This is a genomic window from Streptomyces sp. HmicA12, from assembly GCF_000373565.1.
Classification (GTDB): domain Bacteria; phylum Actinomycetota; class Actinomycetes; order Streptomycetales; family Streptomycetaceae; genus Streptomyces.
This window is the reverse complement of sequence record NZ_KB891831.1, coordinates 449,607-465,044: the sequence shown is the minus strand read 5'-3', so window position 1 is coordinate 465,044 and position 15,438 is coordinate 449,607. Positions and strand designations below refer to the sequence as shown.

General features: G+C 71.9%; 15 protein-coding genes and 3 pseudogenes. 8 read left to right on the top strand and 10 right to left on the bottom strand.

The window, feature by feature from the left end:
* The first annotated feature begins 59 nt into the window (after positions 1 to 59).
* From B072_RS0132275 to B072_RS0132260, 4 genes are all read left to right on the top strand, one after another.
* Positions 60 to 1,364, top strand: a complete 1,305-nt coding sequence (locus tag B072_RS0132275; RefSeq protein ID WP_026246529.1) for an ABC transporter substrate-binding protein — start codon at positions 60 to 62, stop codon at positions 1,362 to 1,364.
* 100 nt (positions 1,365 to 1,464) lie between these two features.
* Complete coding sequence (locus B072_RS0132270) at positions 1,465 to 2,361, top strand: carbohydrate ABC transporter permease (RefSeq protein ID WP_018534105.1); 897 nt, start codon at positions 1,465 to 1,467, stop codon at positions 2,359 to 2,361.
* Positions 2,358 to 3,296 (top strand): carbohydrate ABC transporter permease, encoded by a 939-nt coding sequence (locus B072_RS0132265; RefSeq protein ID WP_018534104.1) that lies wholly within the window; start codon positions 2,358 to 2,360, stop codon positions 3,294 to 3,296. The genes B072_RS0132270 and B072_RS0132265 overlap by 4 nt, the downstream gene beginning before the upstream one ends.
* A gap of 21 nt (positions 3,297 to 3,317) precedes the next feature.
* Complete coding sequence (locus B072_RS0132260; protein WP_234018963.1) at positions 3,318 to 4,334, top strand: hydroxyacid dehydrogenase; 1,017 nt, start codon at positions 3,318 to 3,320, stop codon at positions 4,332 to 4,334.
* On the opposite strand, the gene B072_RS49455 is transcribed toward B072_RS0132260, so the two are convergent.
* The 4 genes and pseudogenes from B072_RS49455 to B072_RS49445 form a co-directional block, all read right to left on the bottom strand.
* Positions 4,271 to 5,320, bottom strand: coding sequence for an FAD-dependent monooxygenase (locus B072_RS49455; RefSeq protein WP_018534102.1), 1,050 nt, complete (start codon positions 5,318 to 5,320; stop codon positions 4,271 to 4,273). The two genes, B072_RS0132260 and B072_RS49455, sit on opposite strands and share 64 nt — an antisense overlap.
* A gap of 69 nt (positions 5,321 to 5,389) precedes the next feature.
* Positions 5,390 to 5,791, bottom strand: a pseudogene (locus B072_RS49450) (FAD-dependent monooxygenase); the annotation flags it as partial.
* A gap of 121 nt (positions 5,792 to 5,912) precedes the next feature.
* Positions 5,913 to 5,981, bottom strand: a pseudogene (locus tag B072_RS49695) (hypothetical protein); the annotation flags it as partial.
* A gap of 34 nt (positions 5,982 to 6,015) precedes the next feature.
* Positions 6,016 to 6,628: pseudogene (locus B072_RS49445) on the bottom strand (VOC family protein); the annotation flags it as partial.
* Positions 6,629 to 6,737: 109 nt separating this feature from the next.
* Between B072_RS49445 and B072_RS49440 the strand changes: the two are divergent.
* A complete protein-coding gene (locus B072_RS49440) occupies positions 6,738 to 7,202 on the top strand; it encodes a FadR/GntR family transcriptional regulator (protein ID WP_234018962.1) in 465 nt (154 codons plus the stop codon).
* Positions 7,203 to 7,282: 80 nt separating this feature from the next.
* Positions 7,283 to 8,212, top strand: a complete 930-nt coding sequence (locus tag B072_RS0132240; RefSeq protein WP_018534099.1) for an aldo/keto reductase — start codon at positions 7,283 to 7,285, stop codon at positions 8,210 to 8,212.
* Between the two features lie 43 nt (positions 8,213 to 8,255).
* Here the strand turns inward: B072_RS0132240 and B072_RS0132235 are convergent, their stop codons facing one another.
* The gene (locus B072_RS0132235; protein ID WP_026246526.1) at positions 8,256 to 10,322 is read right to left on the bottom strand and encodes an ATP-binding protein; all 2,067 of its coding nucleotides are present in this window, start codon (positions 10,320 to 10,322) and stop codon (positions 8,256 to 8,258) included.
* A gap of 227 nt (positions 10,323 to 10,549) precedes the next feature.
* On the opposite strand from B072_RS0132235, the gene B072_RS0132230 reads away from it, so the two are divergent.
* Complete coding sequence (locus tag B072_RS0132230; RefSeq protein WP_018534097.1) at positions 10,550 to 11,956, top strand: DEAD/DEAH box helicase; 1,407 nt, start codon at positions 10,550 to 10,552, stop codon at positions 11,954 to 11,956.
* A 24-nt stretch (positions 11,957 to 11,980) separates the two neighbouring features.
* Here the strand turns inward: B072_RS0132230 and B072_RS0132225 are convergent, their stop codons facing one another.
* The 3 genes from B072_RS0132225 to B072_RS0132215 form a co-directional block, all read right to left on the bottom strand.
* A complete protein-coding gene (locus B072_RS0132225; RefSeq protein WP_018534096.1) occupies positions 11,981 to 12,676 on the bottom strand; it encodes a type 1 glutamine amidotransferase domain-containing protein in 696 nt (231 codons plus the stop codon).
* Between the two features lie 82 nt (positions 12,677 to 12,758).
* Complete coding sequence (locus B072_RS47000; RefSeq protein ID WP_199791113.1) at positions 12,759 to 12,926, bottom strand: helix-turn-helix domain-containing protein; 168 nt, start codon at positions 12,924 to 12,926, stop codon at positions 12,759 to 12,761.
* A complete protein-coding gene (locus B072_RS0132215) occupies positions 12,923 to 13,138 on the bottom strand; it encodes a hypothetical protein (RefSeq protein WP_158689270.1) in 216 nt (71 codons plus the stop codon). Before B072_RS0132215 ends, B072_RS47000 begins: the two co-directional genes overlap by 4 nt.
* A gap of 90 nt (positions 13,139 to 13,228) precedes the next feature.
* Here B072_RS0132215 and B072_RS48405 point away from each other — a divergent pair, with 90 nt between their 5' ends.
* Positions 13,229 to 13,489 (top strand): hypothetical protein, encoded by a 261-nt coding sequence (locus tag B072_RS48405; RefSeq protein WP_158689269.1) that lies wholly within the window; start codon positions 13,229 to 13,231, stop codon positions 13,487 to 13,489.
* Here B072_RS48405 and B072_RS0132210 read toward each other — a convergent pair.
* Both B072_RS0132210 and B072_RS0132205 read right to left on the bottom strand, forming a co-directional pair.
* Complete coding sequence (locus B072_RS0132210) at positions 13,419 to 14,858, bottom strand: AMP-binding protein (protein WP_018534094.1); 1,440 nt, start codon at positions 14,856 to 14,858, stop codon at positions 13,419 to 13,421. The genes B072_RS48405 and B072_RS0132210 overlap by 71 nt on opposite strands.
* A gap of 97 nt (positions 14,859 to 14,955) precedes the next feature.
* On the bottom strand, positions 14,956 to 15,432 hold the full coding sequence (locus tag B072_RS0132205; protein WP_018534093.1) for a (2Fe-2S)-binding protein: 477 nt from the start codon (positions 15,430 to 15,432) through the stop codon (positions 14,956 to 14,958).
* Positions 15,433 to 15,438: the final 6 nt, after the last annotated feature.

The window sequence follows — 15,438 nt, the reverse complement described above, 5'->3', positions numbered from 1 at the left end:
GCTGTCGTCTCTACCGAATGATTGCGGTGACACCCCAGCGAACGATCGGTGGCACTTTCATGTTGCGTAGACGTCTGACAGCGATGGCCTGCTCCGTCGTGGCACTCGGCCTGACCGCCACGGGATGCGGCGGCTCGGACAGTGCGGGATCCGCGACGCAGAAGAAGACCGGCGAGGTCACCTTCTGGTCCTTCGTCAAGGGCTCCGACAAGGTGGCGGCCGCCTTCAACCGGACCCATCCCGACATCAAGGTGAAGTTCGAGACGGTGCCGTCGGGCCAGGAGTACTACTCCAAGCTCTCGAACGCGGTGAAGGCCGGCACGGTCCCGGACGTCGCGGTCGTCGAGTACCCGCAGCTCCCCGAGTTCGCCACCCAGGGCAAGCTGGAGAGCCTCGACACGACGCTCGGCCCCCTGGTGGACAAGCACTTCCCGGCGCCGGTGCGCCGGCTCGTCCAACTGGGCGGCCGGACCTGGGGTGTTCCCCGCGACGCGGCGCCGCTGATGCTCTACTACCGCAACGACTTCTTCAAGGCGCACAAGATCGACGTCCCCAGGACCTGGGACGCGTACCGGAACATGACCGAGCGGGTGAAGAAGGCCGACCCGAAGGCCCGCGGCGGCGTCCTGTACACCGACAATCCGGGACTGCTCAGTGCCCTCACCTGGCAGGCCGGAGCGACCTGGTTCGCCACGAAGAAGGACGCCTGGAAGGTGTCGCTCGACGACGCGCCCTCGAAGAAGGTGGCGGACTACTGGGGCGACCTCGCCCGCAAGGACCTCGTCAGCTCGCTGAGCACGCTCGACCCGTTCTGGACCAGCGTCCAGCAGAACCGGACCGTCGCCTACGTCTGCGCGAGCTGGTGCGCGGGGGCACAGCAGGCGACCGTCGCCGACCAGGCGGGCAAGTGGTCGGTCGCCCCGGTGCCGACCTGGGACGGCAAGCCGGCCTCCGCGATGTACGGCGGCTCCACCTTCGTCGTCCCGAAGGGCGCCAGGAACAGCGGTGCCGCGGCGGAGTTCATCAAGTGGATCACCACCGACCCCGCCGGCATGAAGGCCTGGGTCTCCGACGGCACGAGCAGCATGTTCCCGGCCGACCCCAGCCTCGTACCGGTCACCAAGAAGGCCTTCCCCACGGACTACTTCGGCGGCCAGGACGTGTACGCCGTGGGCAGCGAGTCCTACGACGCGGTCGTGCCCGGCTGGACGTGGGGCCCCGTCATGGGCACCACGAACACGGCCATCGTCGACCGGCTCCCGAAGGTCGCCGAGGGCGACGTGACGCTCGCCGACGTCCTCGACGGAGCGCAGAAAGCCACCGTGAAGGACATCGAGCACCGCGGCATGACGCTGGCCCCGTAGCCCGCGAACGCCTCTCTGCCGGACCCCCGCCCGACGACCGGGCGGGTCCGGAACCCGGTTCACCCCCCGCACTGTCCCGCTCTCCTTGAGGAAGGCCGGTATGGCAAGCCTGTCAGCCCGTGCCCAGCGCCGCACCGCCGCGATGCTCCTGGCACCGTTCTTCGTCGTCTTCACCGCCGTCACGCTCGCACCGCTGCTCTACGCGGGCTGGATGAGCCTGTTCACCACCCGCACCTCAGGTCTCGGCTTCGGCGGCAGCGAAGACGTCTTCGCCGGCCTGGACAACTACGTGAGCGCGCTGTCGGATCCGGCGTTCCGCGACGGGTTCCTCACCATCGCCGCGTACGTCGCCGTCTACATCCCGATCATGATCGGCGGCGCGCTCGTCCTCGCCCTGCTGCTCGACTCGGCACTGGTGAGGGCGCGGGCCTTCTTCCAGCTGGCCCTGTTCCTCCCGCACGCGGTCCCCGGTCTGATCGCGGCGCTGATCTGGGTCTACCTGTACACGCCGGGACTCAGCCCGGTGATCGACTTCCTCGACTCCGGCGGCCTCGACATCAACTTCCTGTCGGCGGACAACGCGGTGTTCTCGGCGGCGAACATCGCCGTCTGGGAGTGGATCGGCTACAACATGGTCATCTTCTACGCCGCGCTCCAGGCGGTGCCGGGCGAGACGCTCGACGCGGCGAGGATCGACGGCGCCGGGGGCATCCGCACCGCCCTGTCGATCAAGGTGCCCATGATCCGCCCGGCCATCGCGCTGTCCGTGCTGTTCACCGTGATCGGATCGGTCCAGCTGTTCACGGAACCGAAGGTCATCTACAGCGCCTCCAGTTCGATCGGCAGCAGTTGGACGCCCAACATGTACGTCCAGGCCGCCGCCTTCACCCACAACGACTTCGGTCTTGCGGCCGCCGCCTCCCTGCTCATCGCGCTGTTCGCCGCGGCGCTGTCCTTCCTCGTCACCCGCTTTTCGCGCGGCAGGAGCCAGTCGTGACCAAGACCCTCATCGCCCCTTCGCCCGCCGCGCCGGCACCGGTCCGCAAGAGCGCGGGCGTCCCGACCGGCCGCCGTCCGCGCAAGAGTTCCTCGGCCCTGCTGTCCAGGACCGGCGTCACCGCGATGCTGGGTCTCGCCGCCCTCTACACACTCCTGCCGATGCTCTGGCTGGTCCTGTCGTCCACCAAGAGCCGCAAGGACCTCTTCGCCACGAACGGTTTCGCGCCGGGCAAGGACTTCGCGCTCTTCGACAACCTCGGCCACCTGTTCCAGGTCGACAACGGCATCTACCTGCGCTGGATGGCCAACACGGTCCTGTACGCGGGGGTCGGCGCCCTGCTGGCGACCGTCTTCAGCGTGGCCGCCGGGTACGCCTTCGACAAACTCGCCTTCCCCGCGAAGGAGAAGCTGTTCTCCTTCGTCCTGCTGGGCGTCATGGTTCCCGGCACCGCGATGGCGATCCCGCTGTACCTGCTCGCCGCCAAGGTCGGTCTGGTGAACACCTTCTGGGGTGTGTTCGTCCCCGGGCTCGTGTTCCCGTTCGGGGTCTACCTGGCCCGGGTGTTCAGCGCGGCCTATGTGCCGGGCGAAGTCCTGGAGGCCGCCCGCATGGACGGGGCCAGTGAGTTCAAGGCCTTCTGCCGCATCGCCTTCCCCATGCTCGCCCCCGCCTTCGTGACCATCTTCCTCTTCCAGTTCACCCAGATCTGGAACAGCTTCTTCCTGCCCCTGGTGATGCTCTCCGACAAGCACCTCTACCCGGTCAACCTCGGGCTGTACGTCTGGTACTCGTCCGCGCTCTCCCAGGGCCACCCGCAGGACTACCTTCTGGCCGTCGTCGGATCGCTCGTCTCCGTCGCGCCGCTGGTCCTCCTCTTCCTGATGCTCCAGCGGTACTGGAAGTCCGGCATGACCGCCGGCGCCGTCAAGTAGGCCACCCCCATGAGGAACACAATGCCATCCGCTGATTCCCGCCCCCGCGCCCTCTTCGCCATGGGCCGCTCGCACCACGACGCCCTCTTCCCACCGGCCTCGGCCCAGCGGCTGACCCGGCACGTCGACATCGACCCGCAGTACGTGGCCGAGGACTTCGACCGGGTTCCGGACCAGGTTCTGGCAGCCGTGGAGGTCCTGATCACTTCCTGGGGATGCCCGCCGCTCGACGATCCCCTGCTGGACCGCATGCCGGCGCTGAAGGCGGTCGTGCACGCCGCCGGGAGCGTCAAACACCATGTCACGCAAGCCTGTTGGGACCGCGGGGTCCTCGTCTCGACCGCCGCCGCCGCGAACGCCGTACCCGTCGCCGAGTACACGGTCGCCGCGATCCTCTTCGCCAACAAGCGGGTACTGGAGATCAGCGGCCTCTACCGCGAACACCGGTCCGCGCTGAACTGGGCGGCGCACTTTCCCGGCTTCGGCAACTACCGCAGGACGGTCGGCATCGTGGGCGCGTCCCTCGTGGGGCGCAGGGTGCTGGAACTGCTGCGCCCCTACGACCTCGACGTCCTGCTGGCCGATCCGCACATCGACGCGGCGACGGCCGACGGGCTGGGAGCCCGGCTCGTCGACCTCGACGACATGCTCCCGGTCTGCGATGTCGTCTCGCTGCACGCCCCCGAGCTGCCCGAGACCCGTCACCTGATGGATGCCCGCAGGCTGGCGCTCCTGCGGGACGGCGCCACCCTCGTCAACACCGGGCGGGGCTCGCTCGTCGACACACGGGCCCTCACCGCGGAGGCCGCCTCGGGCCGCGTCCACGCCGTCCTCGACGTCACGGAGCCCGAGGTGCTGCCCGCGACGTCGCCGCTGTACTCGCTGCCCAACGTGCTGCTGACCCCGCACATCGCCGGATCGCTCGGCGGCGAGCTGGAGCGCATCACCCGCAGCGCCCTTGCGGAGGTCGAACGCTACTGCGCGGGGCGGGAGTTCCACCATTCCGTGACCCGGGCAGCCCTGGCGACGTCGGCCTGAGGTCCGCCGCCCGGTCGGCTTCCGGGCGGGACGGCGCGCAGCTGCTCACTCAACTGACCTGTCAAGCTGTGCAGTTCGGCCGGTGTCGCGGCCGTTCCGAAGAGATGGAAGTCGGGACGCACGACAGCCGCGACGTGTCCGTGCTCGCGCAGATGCGGCAGGTGGGCGTCGTCGGTGTCTGCGTACTCCGCTCCGGGAGTGGCGGAGGAGTGCAGCGGGAGGATCGTCGCGCCGATCCGGCCGAGGAACTCCCGTTCGTGGGAGTCGAGTTCGCCGCACGCCGCGTCGCCGTCCGCCAGGACGACGAAGCCGCCGCCCGTGATGTCGTCCGGCGGAGCGGTCCTGCCCCGGTGGGTGACGCGGTGCTGTGGAGTGAGGTGCCCGGCGCCCGGTGCCCGGTGCCCGGTGCCCGGCGCCCGGTGCCCGGTGCCCGGTGCCCGGTGCCCGGTGCCCGGCGCCCGGCGCCCGACGCCCGGGACGAGCCGTCGGCGTCGCTCTGCAGCACGCCGTCGCCCAGGACGGGCGGAGGCGTGTCCGGCAGGACGCGCGGGATCCGCGTCGACGGCGATCATCCGGGCGTCGCGCTCGGCGGCCTCGGCCTCGTCAGGGACGCAGATGACCCGGCCCAGCGCCATCGACATGCCGATGGTGTGCTGGACGTGGTCACGGCGTTCGCTGGTGTAGGTGTCCAGCAGGGCGGCGGACGTGGTGCCTTGCAGGACCAGGCCGAGCTTCCAGGCGAGATTCATCGCGTCGCGCAGACCGGAACACATGCCCTGTCCGGCGAACGGTGGCATCTGGTGCGCGGCATCCCCCGCGAGCAGCAGCCGGCCCTCGCGCCAGGTGTCGGCCCAGCGGGCCTGGAAGGTGTAGACGGCGTGCCGCTCGATGGTCGTGTTGTCGGGCGTGCGACCCCACGGCTTCGGCAAGTCCCAAGCGGAGTACAGGGTGTTGAGGGACTCGACGTTCTCGTCGGGCAGGCGCATGAACTCCCAGCGGCGCCGTCCGGGACCGCCCGAGACGATCGTCGTGGGCCGCTTCGGGTCGCGCAGCTGTCAGTTCATCGGAGACCAGACGGTGTCGGTGTTCTGGGGGACGACGTCGACGATGAGCCAGTCGTAGAAGAAGCCCAGGTCGGTGACCGCCGTGGTCATCCGGGAGCGGACGAAGCTGTTGGCTCCGTCGGCCCCGACGGCGTAGCGGGCGCGGAACGCCGCTCCCGCAACTTCGGTCAACTCGACTTGCCCAAATTCTTCTTGACGGTGCGTCACCTCCTGGTCGCGATACAGGGTGATGCCGGACTGTGCCGCCGCGGCCGCCGTGAGGACGGCCTCCAGGTCGGGCTGGGAGAAGAAGCCGGCGACCGGCCAGCCGGAGGGGCCGTCGCCCGACCAGTCGATGCGGACCAGGGCGTCGCCGTCGCGGTTGCGCCATTCGTAGTGGTCCGGCACCGGCTCGGTGACGGACCGTACGCGCTCGCCGACGCCGGCGGGCCTGGAAGATCCGGCCGATCTCGTCGTCGAAGTGCACGGCCCGCGGCAGGTCGTACGGCTCGGGCCAGCGCTCGAGCACGAGGACGTCGAGTCCGGCGCGGGCCAGCAACAGGGACAGGAGCTGGCCGACGGGCCCGAAGCCGACGATCGCCACGTCATGGGTGCGGGATGCCTCACTGGTCACCGGGTCACCGCTGCGCACTGTGGGCGCCGGTCATCAGCGCGCCGAGGTCCTCGGGGTGCAGGAAGGACGGGGGGCGGTGACGGGCCCCAGTTGAACAACCCCTGGGCTCCTTCGAGGACTTCGGGCGTCCACAACTGGTCGTCGACGACGCAGTCCATGTCGGAGTAGTACGCGGAGAAGTTGCCGGCCGGGTCCTTGCGGTACCAGAAGAAGTTCGACCCCGCGTGGTGCCGGCCGAGGCCCCACACATGCCGCTCGGGGTTCCCCTCCAGCATGGCGATGGCGCCGCGCCCGACCTCGTCGACGTCGTCGACCTGCCACGAGGCGTGGTGCGGGAAGGCGACCGGGGCGTTGAGGACGAGGATGTTGTGGTGGTCGGTCGAGCAGCGCAGGAACGCGCCCGCACCCTTGATGTGGTCGCTGGCCCGGAAGCCCAGGCCCGTCGCGGAAGAACGCGGTGGTGGCGTCGAAGTCGGTGGTGCCGACGACGGCGTGGCCGAGCTTGCGCGGCCGGACCGGGCCGGTGCGCAGGACCCCGGGGCACGCGAGCCGGTGCGCTCGGCGCGGCCCGGACCGTTGCAGGGCGTCGCGGGCACGGCGGGCCGGCTGAGCCTGGGGGGCGACTTCGAGCACCGCGCGGACCGCGGTGGCCCGTTCGTATCCCGCGGCCTGGTCACGGTCAGACCGGGTCCCGGCGGTGGAATCTTCGCGGCGGAGCAGTCCCCGATGGTCCGCCTCGGCAACTCCGTCCTCGCGCTCGACGCCCAGGAGACGGACGTCGCGGACGCCGTACGCATCCGGGACGCGCTCGACCCGCCGCTGATCGAGGACGCCCTGTGGCACGCCTCGCCCGCCGACATCGCGAGCCTGCGCCGGCACATCGAGGCCATGGCGGAGGCGGTCACCAAGGCCGACCCCGTGGCCTTCGTGCACGCCGACTGGAAGCTGCACACCCGGATCGCCGCCATCAGCCCGAACCCGCCGCTGAGGTCGCTCTACAAGAACCTGCTCGACCTGATCGAGTCGCACACGCCGGCCGTGCTGCCCGCGAGCGAGCAGCCGCTCGCGGAGTACATCGCCGAACGCCACGAACTCCACCGCGACCTCGTGGACGCCGTCGACGCCCGGGACCGCGAGAAGGCGCTGCGCCTCATCCACGCGCACAACACAAGCCTCACCGACGCGGGCTGACCGCCCGCCGCACCGCCACAGCCGCGAGCCCCGACCGATGCGACTGGCGCGGGATCCGCAGGCTCGGACAGGATGAACCCATGAAGACGATCTCCTTCCCCCGGACCGAACTGCGGGCCTCGAACATCGTCCTGGGACTGATGCGCATCGCGGAACTCCCCGACGAGGACATCCGCGCGCTGTACGGCAGCGCCCGGGACGCCGGCATCAACACCTTCGATCACGCGGACATCTACGGCCCCTCGCGCCACGCCTGCGAGGAGCGTTTCGGGCAGGCCGTCAAACTGACCGCCGCCGAGCGCGAGTCGATCGTCATCCAGAGCAAGGTCGGCATCAGGACCGGCTACTTCGACTTCTCCCGCGAGCACATCGTGCGCACCGTCGACGAGTCGCTCGCGGCCCTGGGCACCGACTACCTCGACATGCTCCTGCTGCACCGGCCCGACACCCTCGTGGAGCCCGAGGAGGTGGCCGCCGCCTTCGACGCCCTGCACGCGGCCGGCAAGGTCGTGAACTTCGGCGTCTCCAACCACACCCCGGGCCAGATCGAACTCCTCAAGACCGCCGTGCAGCAGCCCCTGGTCGCCAACCAGGTGCAGCTGAGCATCACGCACTGCCCGCTGATCGCCTCCGGGATCGCCGCCAACATGGCCGGGCTCGACCAGTCCCTCGACCGCGACAACGGCCTGCTCGACTACTCCCGCCTCAAGGGCATGACCCTGCAGGCGTGGTCACCGTTCCAGAAGGGCTTCTTCGACGGCGTCTTCATCGGAGACCTCGACGCCTACCCCGAGCTCAACTCCGTACTGGACGAGTTGGCCGCAAAGTACGAGGTGACGCCGACCGGCATCGCCGTCGCCTGGATCACCCGTCACCCGGCGAACATGCAGGTCGTCCTCGGCACCACCAACCCCGGCCGGGTGGCCGAGTCCGCGGCGGGCTCCGAGCTGCCGCTCACCCGCGAGGAGTGGTACCGCCTCTTCCGCGCGGCCGGACACACCCTCCCGTAGGGGAGGGCACCGGGCGGTGACCCGAGGCCCGTGCCGCCTCCGGTCACCGCGCCCGCTGCTGTCCGAGCACGGTGCGCAGCAGCGAGTCCGGGGCCATCGACTGAGCCTTCCTCACCTGTTCGTCGTACTCCGCACCACCCAGCCGCGCCCTGGTACGGGCTCGTGTCTGCGCGTGCATCGGCAGAACCTCGGGGGTCGCGCGCCGGAGCAGGCCGACGGCGCCCCAGAACCGGTGGCTCGCCGCGATCGCGACGACCGCTCGGCCGGGATCGTCCAGTGCGCACCAGCCGGTGGCCAGCAGGTCGAGGCCCATGGCGATGCCGAACTGGTCACCGATGCGCCGCTTGGCATCGAGCATGTCGCGCGCATGGCCGACCGCCGCGTGATGGTGGCCCTCGGCCAGGGCGATCAGGGCGAGCTGGTAGTCCAGATACGACCGTGTCCAGTACTCCTGCAGGTCGACGCAGGTCTCGCGCTGCACCTGCGCCTCCCGCCGGGCCTCCGCCAGACGTCCGCAACCGGCGAGGGCGAAGACGCGAACGAGCCTGCACAGCACCAGTCCGAACGTGCGCGACGACTCCGGTGCGACTGTTCCGGACCCGCCGGCGTCGGGCGGCACGGCGCCTCCCGCGCGCAGCGCTTCGTCGGCACTGCGCAGCGCTCCGTCCGGCTCGCCGTCGAGGAGGGCCGCCAGCCCTTCGAGGTAGACCGCCTGTCGGACCCCTTCGACGTCGCCGGCCCCGAAGGCCGCTCGCAGACTCGCGTTCGCGTGCCCGCGCCCCGACGCGTGGTCGCCCTGGAGGATCCGGGCCAGGCCCAGCGCCCACAGCGCCCGCGACCGCCCCGGGGCCTGGAGCGGAGCCACCTCCAGAGCGAGCTGCGCGTAGTACGTCACCTCGTGCAGGTGGCCCGAACAGACCCAGAAGAAGGCGGTGTTCCCCGTGAGTTCGAGCGCCGACGGGGCCTCCGAGTCGATCAGATGGCGCGTGGCGGCGCACACGTCGTGGTACAGATCCCGCATCCGGTCGTACCAGTGCTGCTGCTCGGAGGTCAGCCACCCTTCGTGGGCACGGCGGCTCGTGTCCAGGATCGCGGCGGCGTGCCGGTCGGCGACGACCGGCTCTTCGCCGAGTTCACGCAGCCACATGCGGCCGTAGGCGCGCACGGCGTCCAGCATGCGGTACCCGCCGTCGTGCGCGACGACCACGGACTTGCGGACCAGACCGGTCAGCACCTCCCGCAGCGTGTCGGCCGTCAGCGGTCCGCCGAGACACACCTGGGAGGCGAGTTCTACGTCGAAGGACCCGGGAAACACGGCGAGCCGCGCCCACAGCAGGCGTTCCGCCGGGCGGCACAGTTCGTGGCTCCACCCCACCGCCGTGCGCAACGCGCCGTGCCGCGAGGGGAGGGGGCCCGGCGCGTGGCCGTCCAGCACCTCCAGCCGTTCCTCGGTCAGTTCCCAGGCCTCCTCCAGCGTCCAGCGCCGCAGCAGGCCCGCCGCCAGTTCCAGAGCCAGCGGAACCCCTTCCAGGTGGAGGCTCAACCGCCCCGCCAGCAGCCGGTCCGTGGTGTCCCGCAGCGGCCGTCCCGCCGCTGCGGCCCGCGCCTCGAAGAGAGCGACTCCCTCGGTCGCCGGGTCCAGCGGACCCAGTTCGACCACCTTCTCGTTCACCACGTCCAGCGCTTCCCTGCTCGTGGCGAGCACGGTCAACCGGGGGCACACCGTCAGAAGATCGGCCACGAGCGTCCGGGCCGCCGCCACGAGGTGCTCGCACGAGTCCAGGACCAGCAGGACGCGGCGATCCCCGATCCAGTCGCAGATCGCGTCCGCCAGCGAGCGCGACGTGTGGTCGGACAGGTCCAGAGCCTGCGCGACGGCGGCGGCCAGCAGATCGCCGCCCTGGACCGGCCACAGATCCGCCCAGCACACCGCGTCGAATCCGGCCCAGTCACCGCCGTGCACACCGCGGAGCGCCAACCGTGACTTCCCTATGCCCGCCCCGCCGGTCACCGTCACCAGCCCCGGCTCGCGCAACAACTCCCGCAACTCGAAAAGCTCGGCGGCCCGGCCTACACAGCGCGTCGTCTCACAGGGAACTCTGGTCAGCACAGGAGGATTCTCCCCGCGCGGTGGTCGACGTGTCCCCCACTCCGGGGAATGCCCCGCACGGGCACCGGCGGCACGGGCGAGGCCACTACCGGCAGACGGCCCCGTGCTAGCGTGGAGCGTTTGCAGCGCCCTCGTCCCGGACCCTCGCCCGCTGCCGGGACCGGGCACCGGTCGCTGCCTCCCCGCCGCGCCTTCCTCGGTACGGTCCCTTCGGAGGAAGGCTCTTTGTGAGCGATTCAGCACGCGCCGGCGACCGGCAGGACGACCTGTCCGCGGCATCGACCCCGGCCCCCGCGACGACCTTCGCCGAGCTCGGGCTGCCCGCCGCGGTGCTCCGCACACTCGACGGACTCGGCGTGACCACGCCCTTCCCCATCCAGGCGGCGGCCCTCCCCGACGCCCTCGCGGGCCGGGACGTCCTCGGCCGGGGCCGCACCGGATCGGGCAAGACGCTCGCCTTCGGCCTCGGACTGCTCTCCCGGATCGCCGGACGGCGCGCGGAGTCCAAGCAGCCGCTGGCACTGATCCTGGTGCCCACCAGGGAGCTGGCGCAGCAGGTCGGCGGAGCGCTCGCCCCGTACGCCGAGGCGCTGCGGCTGCGTCTGACGACCGTGGTCGGCGGGGTGTCCATCGGGCGCCAGGCCGCCGAGCTGCGCGAGGGCACCGAGGTCGTCGTGGCCACCCCCGGGCGGCTGCACGACCTCATCGAGCGCAAGGGCTGCCGCCTGGGCCGTGTGCGGATCACCGTGCTGGACGAGGCCGACCAGATGTGCGACATGGGGTTCATGCCGCAGGTCACCGAGATCCTGGACCAGGTGCACCCCGACGGGCAGCGCATGCTGTTCTCGGCCACCCTCGACGGCGACGTCGATCAGCTGGTCGGCAGCTACCTGCACGAGCCCGCCGTGCACGAGGTCGACCCGTCGGCCGGTTCGGTCTCCACGATCGAGCACCACGTCATGGTCGTGCACGGACCGGACAAGTACGCCGTCGCCACCGAGATCGCCGCCCGCGACGGCCGCGTCCTGATGTTCCTGGACACCAAGCACGGGGTCGACCAGCTCACCCGGCACCTGCGGGCCAGCGGAGTCGCCGCCGCGGCCCTGCACAGCGGCAAGGCACAACCGCAGCGCACCCGGACCCTGGCCCAGTTCAAGGACGGTCAGGTCACCGCGCTGGTCGCGACCAACGTCGCCGCGCGCGGCCTGCACGTCGACGACCTCGACCTCGTGGTCAACGTCGACCCGGCGACCGACCCGAAGGACTATCTGCACCGCGCGGGCCGCACCGCGCGGGCCGGCCGCTCCGGCACGGCCGTGACCCTGGTGCTGTCGGGCCAGCGCCGGGAGGCGGGCCAGGTCCTCGCGGACGCCGGTGTCGCGGCCAGGACCACCAAGGTGCGGTCCGGCGAGGCGGAGCTCAGCCGCATCACCGGCGCGCGCAAGCCGTCCGGCACCCCTCTCGACGGCGGGCCCGCCGCGGCGCGGCCCAAGAACCACAATGCCCCGTTCCGCGGCCTGGGCACCAGCAAGGACACCAAGAGCGGCTCCGGCGGCAAGCCGTCCCGCAAGGGCGGCGAGGCCCGCAAGCTCGCGGAGGCCCGCAAGGCGGCCCGCGTCCGCCGCGGCGGCTGAGCCGAGCGGCCCCGGCCGCTCGGCTCAGGCCAGCTTCTTCAGCACCTCGGCGGCCAGCGGTGCGGAGGACGCCGGGTTCTGGCCGGTCACCAGGTTGCGGTCGACGACCACGTGCGGTGCCCAGGGCTCGCCGACCTTCACCGTCACACCGGCCTCGGTGAGGCGGTCCTGGAGCAGCCACTTCGCCTTGTCGGCGAAACCGCCCTGGGTCTCCTCCTCGTTCGTGAACGCGGCCACGTCGTAGCCCTTGAACGCGTTGCCGCCGTCGGCCCCGGTCGCGGCGAGCAGCGCGGCCGGGCCGTGGCAGACCACCGCGAGGGGCCTGCCGGACGCGAGGGCGCGGGTGAGCAGCTCGCCGGATACGGCGTCGACGGCGAGGTCCTCCATCGGGCCGTGGCCGCCGGGGTAGAAGACGGCGGCGTAGTCGTCGAGGTCCACCTCCTCCAGCTTCAGCGGGGAGCGCAGCTCGGCCATCGCGGCGAGCGCGTTCGCGATCCGGTCGGCGCCTTCCTGGCCGCCGTTGACCTCGGGCGCCAGGCTGCCCTTGTCGACGGTGGGGACGACGCCGCCGGGCGTGGCGACGACGACCTCGTGGCCCGCGGCCCGGAACGCCTCGTACGGGGCGACGGCCTCCTCGGCCCAGAAGCCGGAGGGGTGCCGGGTGCCGTCGGCGAGGGTCCAGTGGTCGACGCCGGTGACGACGAAAAGAATCTTCGACATAGGGGGCTCCGTGTTCCGGGATGCGGTGCGAACAGTGACGTACCCGACCGTAAAGCCGGCCCCGCACGGGAAGCCAACGGGCTCACGCAGGTGAGGGACGGGGCACCCGATGACACCCCATCCGCGCGAGCACGAGCATCGTCTCCAGACGGTTGTCCGCGCTGGGCAGCGCGTCCCGGGTCACCTCGGCGATCTGCCGCAGCCGATAGCGCACGGTCTGCTCGTGCACGAACAGGCGCCGGGCCGTCACCACGGCGTTGTCGCCGCTGTCGAGATACGTGAACAGCGGGCCTCGCCTTCCTGCCGCTCGCCGGGGCGCTCCTCGCGTGCACGCCGTTCGCCGAACGCGCCGCCCGGCTCGTCGGCGCGCACCGCTCCATCGCGGCCGGGCTCGCGCTGGTCGCCGCGGGTCTGCTCCTCGTCTCCCGCACCGGCGCGCACGCCTCGTACGCGGAGCTGCAACCGGGGCTGCTCCTGATCGGCGTCGGCTCGTCGCTCACCACGCCCCTGACGGTACGTTCCGTCGCCGGTGTCCCCGCCACGCGTACCGGCATGGCGTCGGGCCCGGTCAGCGCGGCGCGGGAGATCAGCGGCGTGTTCGGCGTCGTCCTCGTCGGCATCGTGCTGACCCGCACCGAGCACGACCGGTCGCGCGGCGGCGCGGACCCGCGCACCTCGTTCCTCGACGGCTACGACACCGGGCTCCAACTGGCCTCAGGCTGCGTACTGTTGGGCGCCGCCGTCACCTGGCTGACGCTGCGCCGTCAGGGCCGCCACCGTCGGGATCGGCACGGTCGTCGTCGAGGAGCGTGACGAACCCGTCGGGCCCGCGCAGCTCCAGCCGTCCCGTACGCACCCAGCCACCCGGCAACGCGTCCTGATACCCGCCGACCCGGAGCCTGCTCACCTGCGGTCCGCGCAGCAGCAACTCACCCGCGTGCCCCGGCAGCGCGTCCGCCGCCAGGGTCCCCTCCACCGCGATCCGCACCTGCGTGCCGGGCAGCGCGAGCCCCGCCGTGCCCGAACGGGCGTCGGCCGTCGGCGGGTTGGCGAGCGCGACGCCGCACGCCGCGGCCGGACCGTACCCCGCGATCACCCGGGCGTCGACGACCGCCCGCAGGCGTGCCCCGGTGACCGTGCCCAGCGGGGCCGTGACCACCGTCCGGATCGTGGCGAGCGCCTCGTGCTCGTGCGCGGGACGGGCCAGCAGGCCGCGCAGGGTGGCGGGCGACGCCGCGAGCACGGTGGGCGCGGCCCGGCGCGCGGCCCGCAGCGCGGTCGCCGGCGACGGGTCCACCACGAGCACGACCCGCGCCCCGACGAGCGGCGCCACCAGCGCGCCCAGCACCAGCCCGCGCACCGTCCACAACGGCACCAAGGACAGCATCCGCGCCCTGCCCCCGGCCAACTGCGGATACCAGGAAGCCAGTTGATGCGCCGCGGCGACCAGGTGCCGGTGGCACAGGACGATCGGGGCGCCCTCGCGCCGGTGCAGCACGGCCGCGATGTCATCGGCCTGAGGATCACGGGACCACTGCCCGTGCGCCACCTCCGGCAGCGTCCCGGCACGTCGCCGGTCGAGATCGCGATAGGCGACGACCACCGCGGTTGCCGAGGGACGCGATGCGACACGCACCCGGGAACTGCCCGCCGTACCGGACTCCTTCCCCGCGTCGTCGACGGCCCAGGACGGCCGCGCACGGGGCGGCACCGCCACCCCCACCGTCACCACAGCCACGCACCCCCAACGGCCCGCGACCTCCGCCGCCCGCTCCTCCGGCACCACGGCCACCGCCGACCCCGCTCGGGCCGCGAGCGCCGCGGCGGCCGCGCCGTGGTCGGTCGGGTCCCACGGCACGGCCACCGCGCCGATCCGCCACGCGGCCCGGTACAGAACGACCAGCTCCGGGCAGTCCGGGAGCAGCAGGAGGAGCCAGGTGCCTCGGCGCACACCGAGCCGTTCGAGGTTCGTCGCGACCCGCAGCACGGACCGGTGCAGTGCGCGGAAACCCGTCCGGCGGCCGCGGTGGGAGAGCGCCGTGCGGCCCCCGTGTCCGCGGGCCGCCTCGTCGAGCAGCGCGGGCAGGGTCACCTCGGGCACCGACAGGTGCGGCGACACCCCGGCGGCGTAGAAACGCGGCCCCGGCTCACCGCCGGGCCGTCGCGCGAAGACGTCCGTCATGCACGGATGGTGGCGCAATGCGCGCGGTCGCCTCTTGTGCCCCGCCCCCGATACGTACGGGCGTCCGTTGTCATCCCGCTGACAAACGCGGCCCCGCTCACATGCGCTCGGCGCCCGCCCTGATCGCCTCGCGGATACGGACGTACGTGCCGCACCGGCAGATGTTGCGCAGGGAGTCGAGGTCGGCGTCCGTGATCGTGCGGCCCTCCTCCTTCACCCGGCGGACCAGCGCCACCGCGGCCATGATCTGGCCGGGCTGGCAGTACCCGCACTGCGCGACGTCCCGTTCCAGCCACGCCTCCTGCATCGGGTGCAGTTCCGCGCCGACCGTGGCGGGCAGCCCCTCGATCGTGGTGACCTCGTCGGTGGGTCCGAGGTCGCCCACGGGGATGGAGCACGGGTTGGCGGCCTTGCCGTTGACATGGCTGGTGCACGCCTTGCAGACGTTGATGCCGCAGCCGTACTTCGGCCCGGTGATGCCGAGGAGGTCGCGCAGCACCCACAGCAGACGTTCGTCGTCGTCGGCCTCGACGGTGACCTGTTCGCCGTTGACGCGGAAGGTGTGGTGAGGCACAGCGGC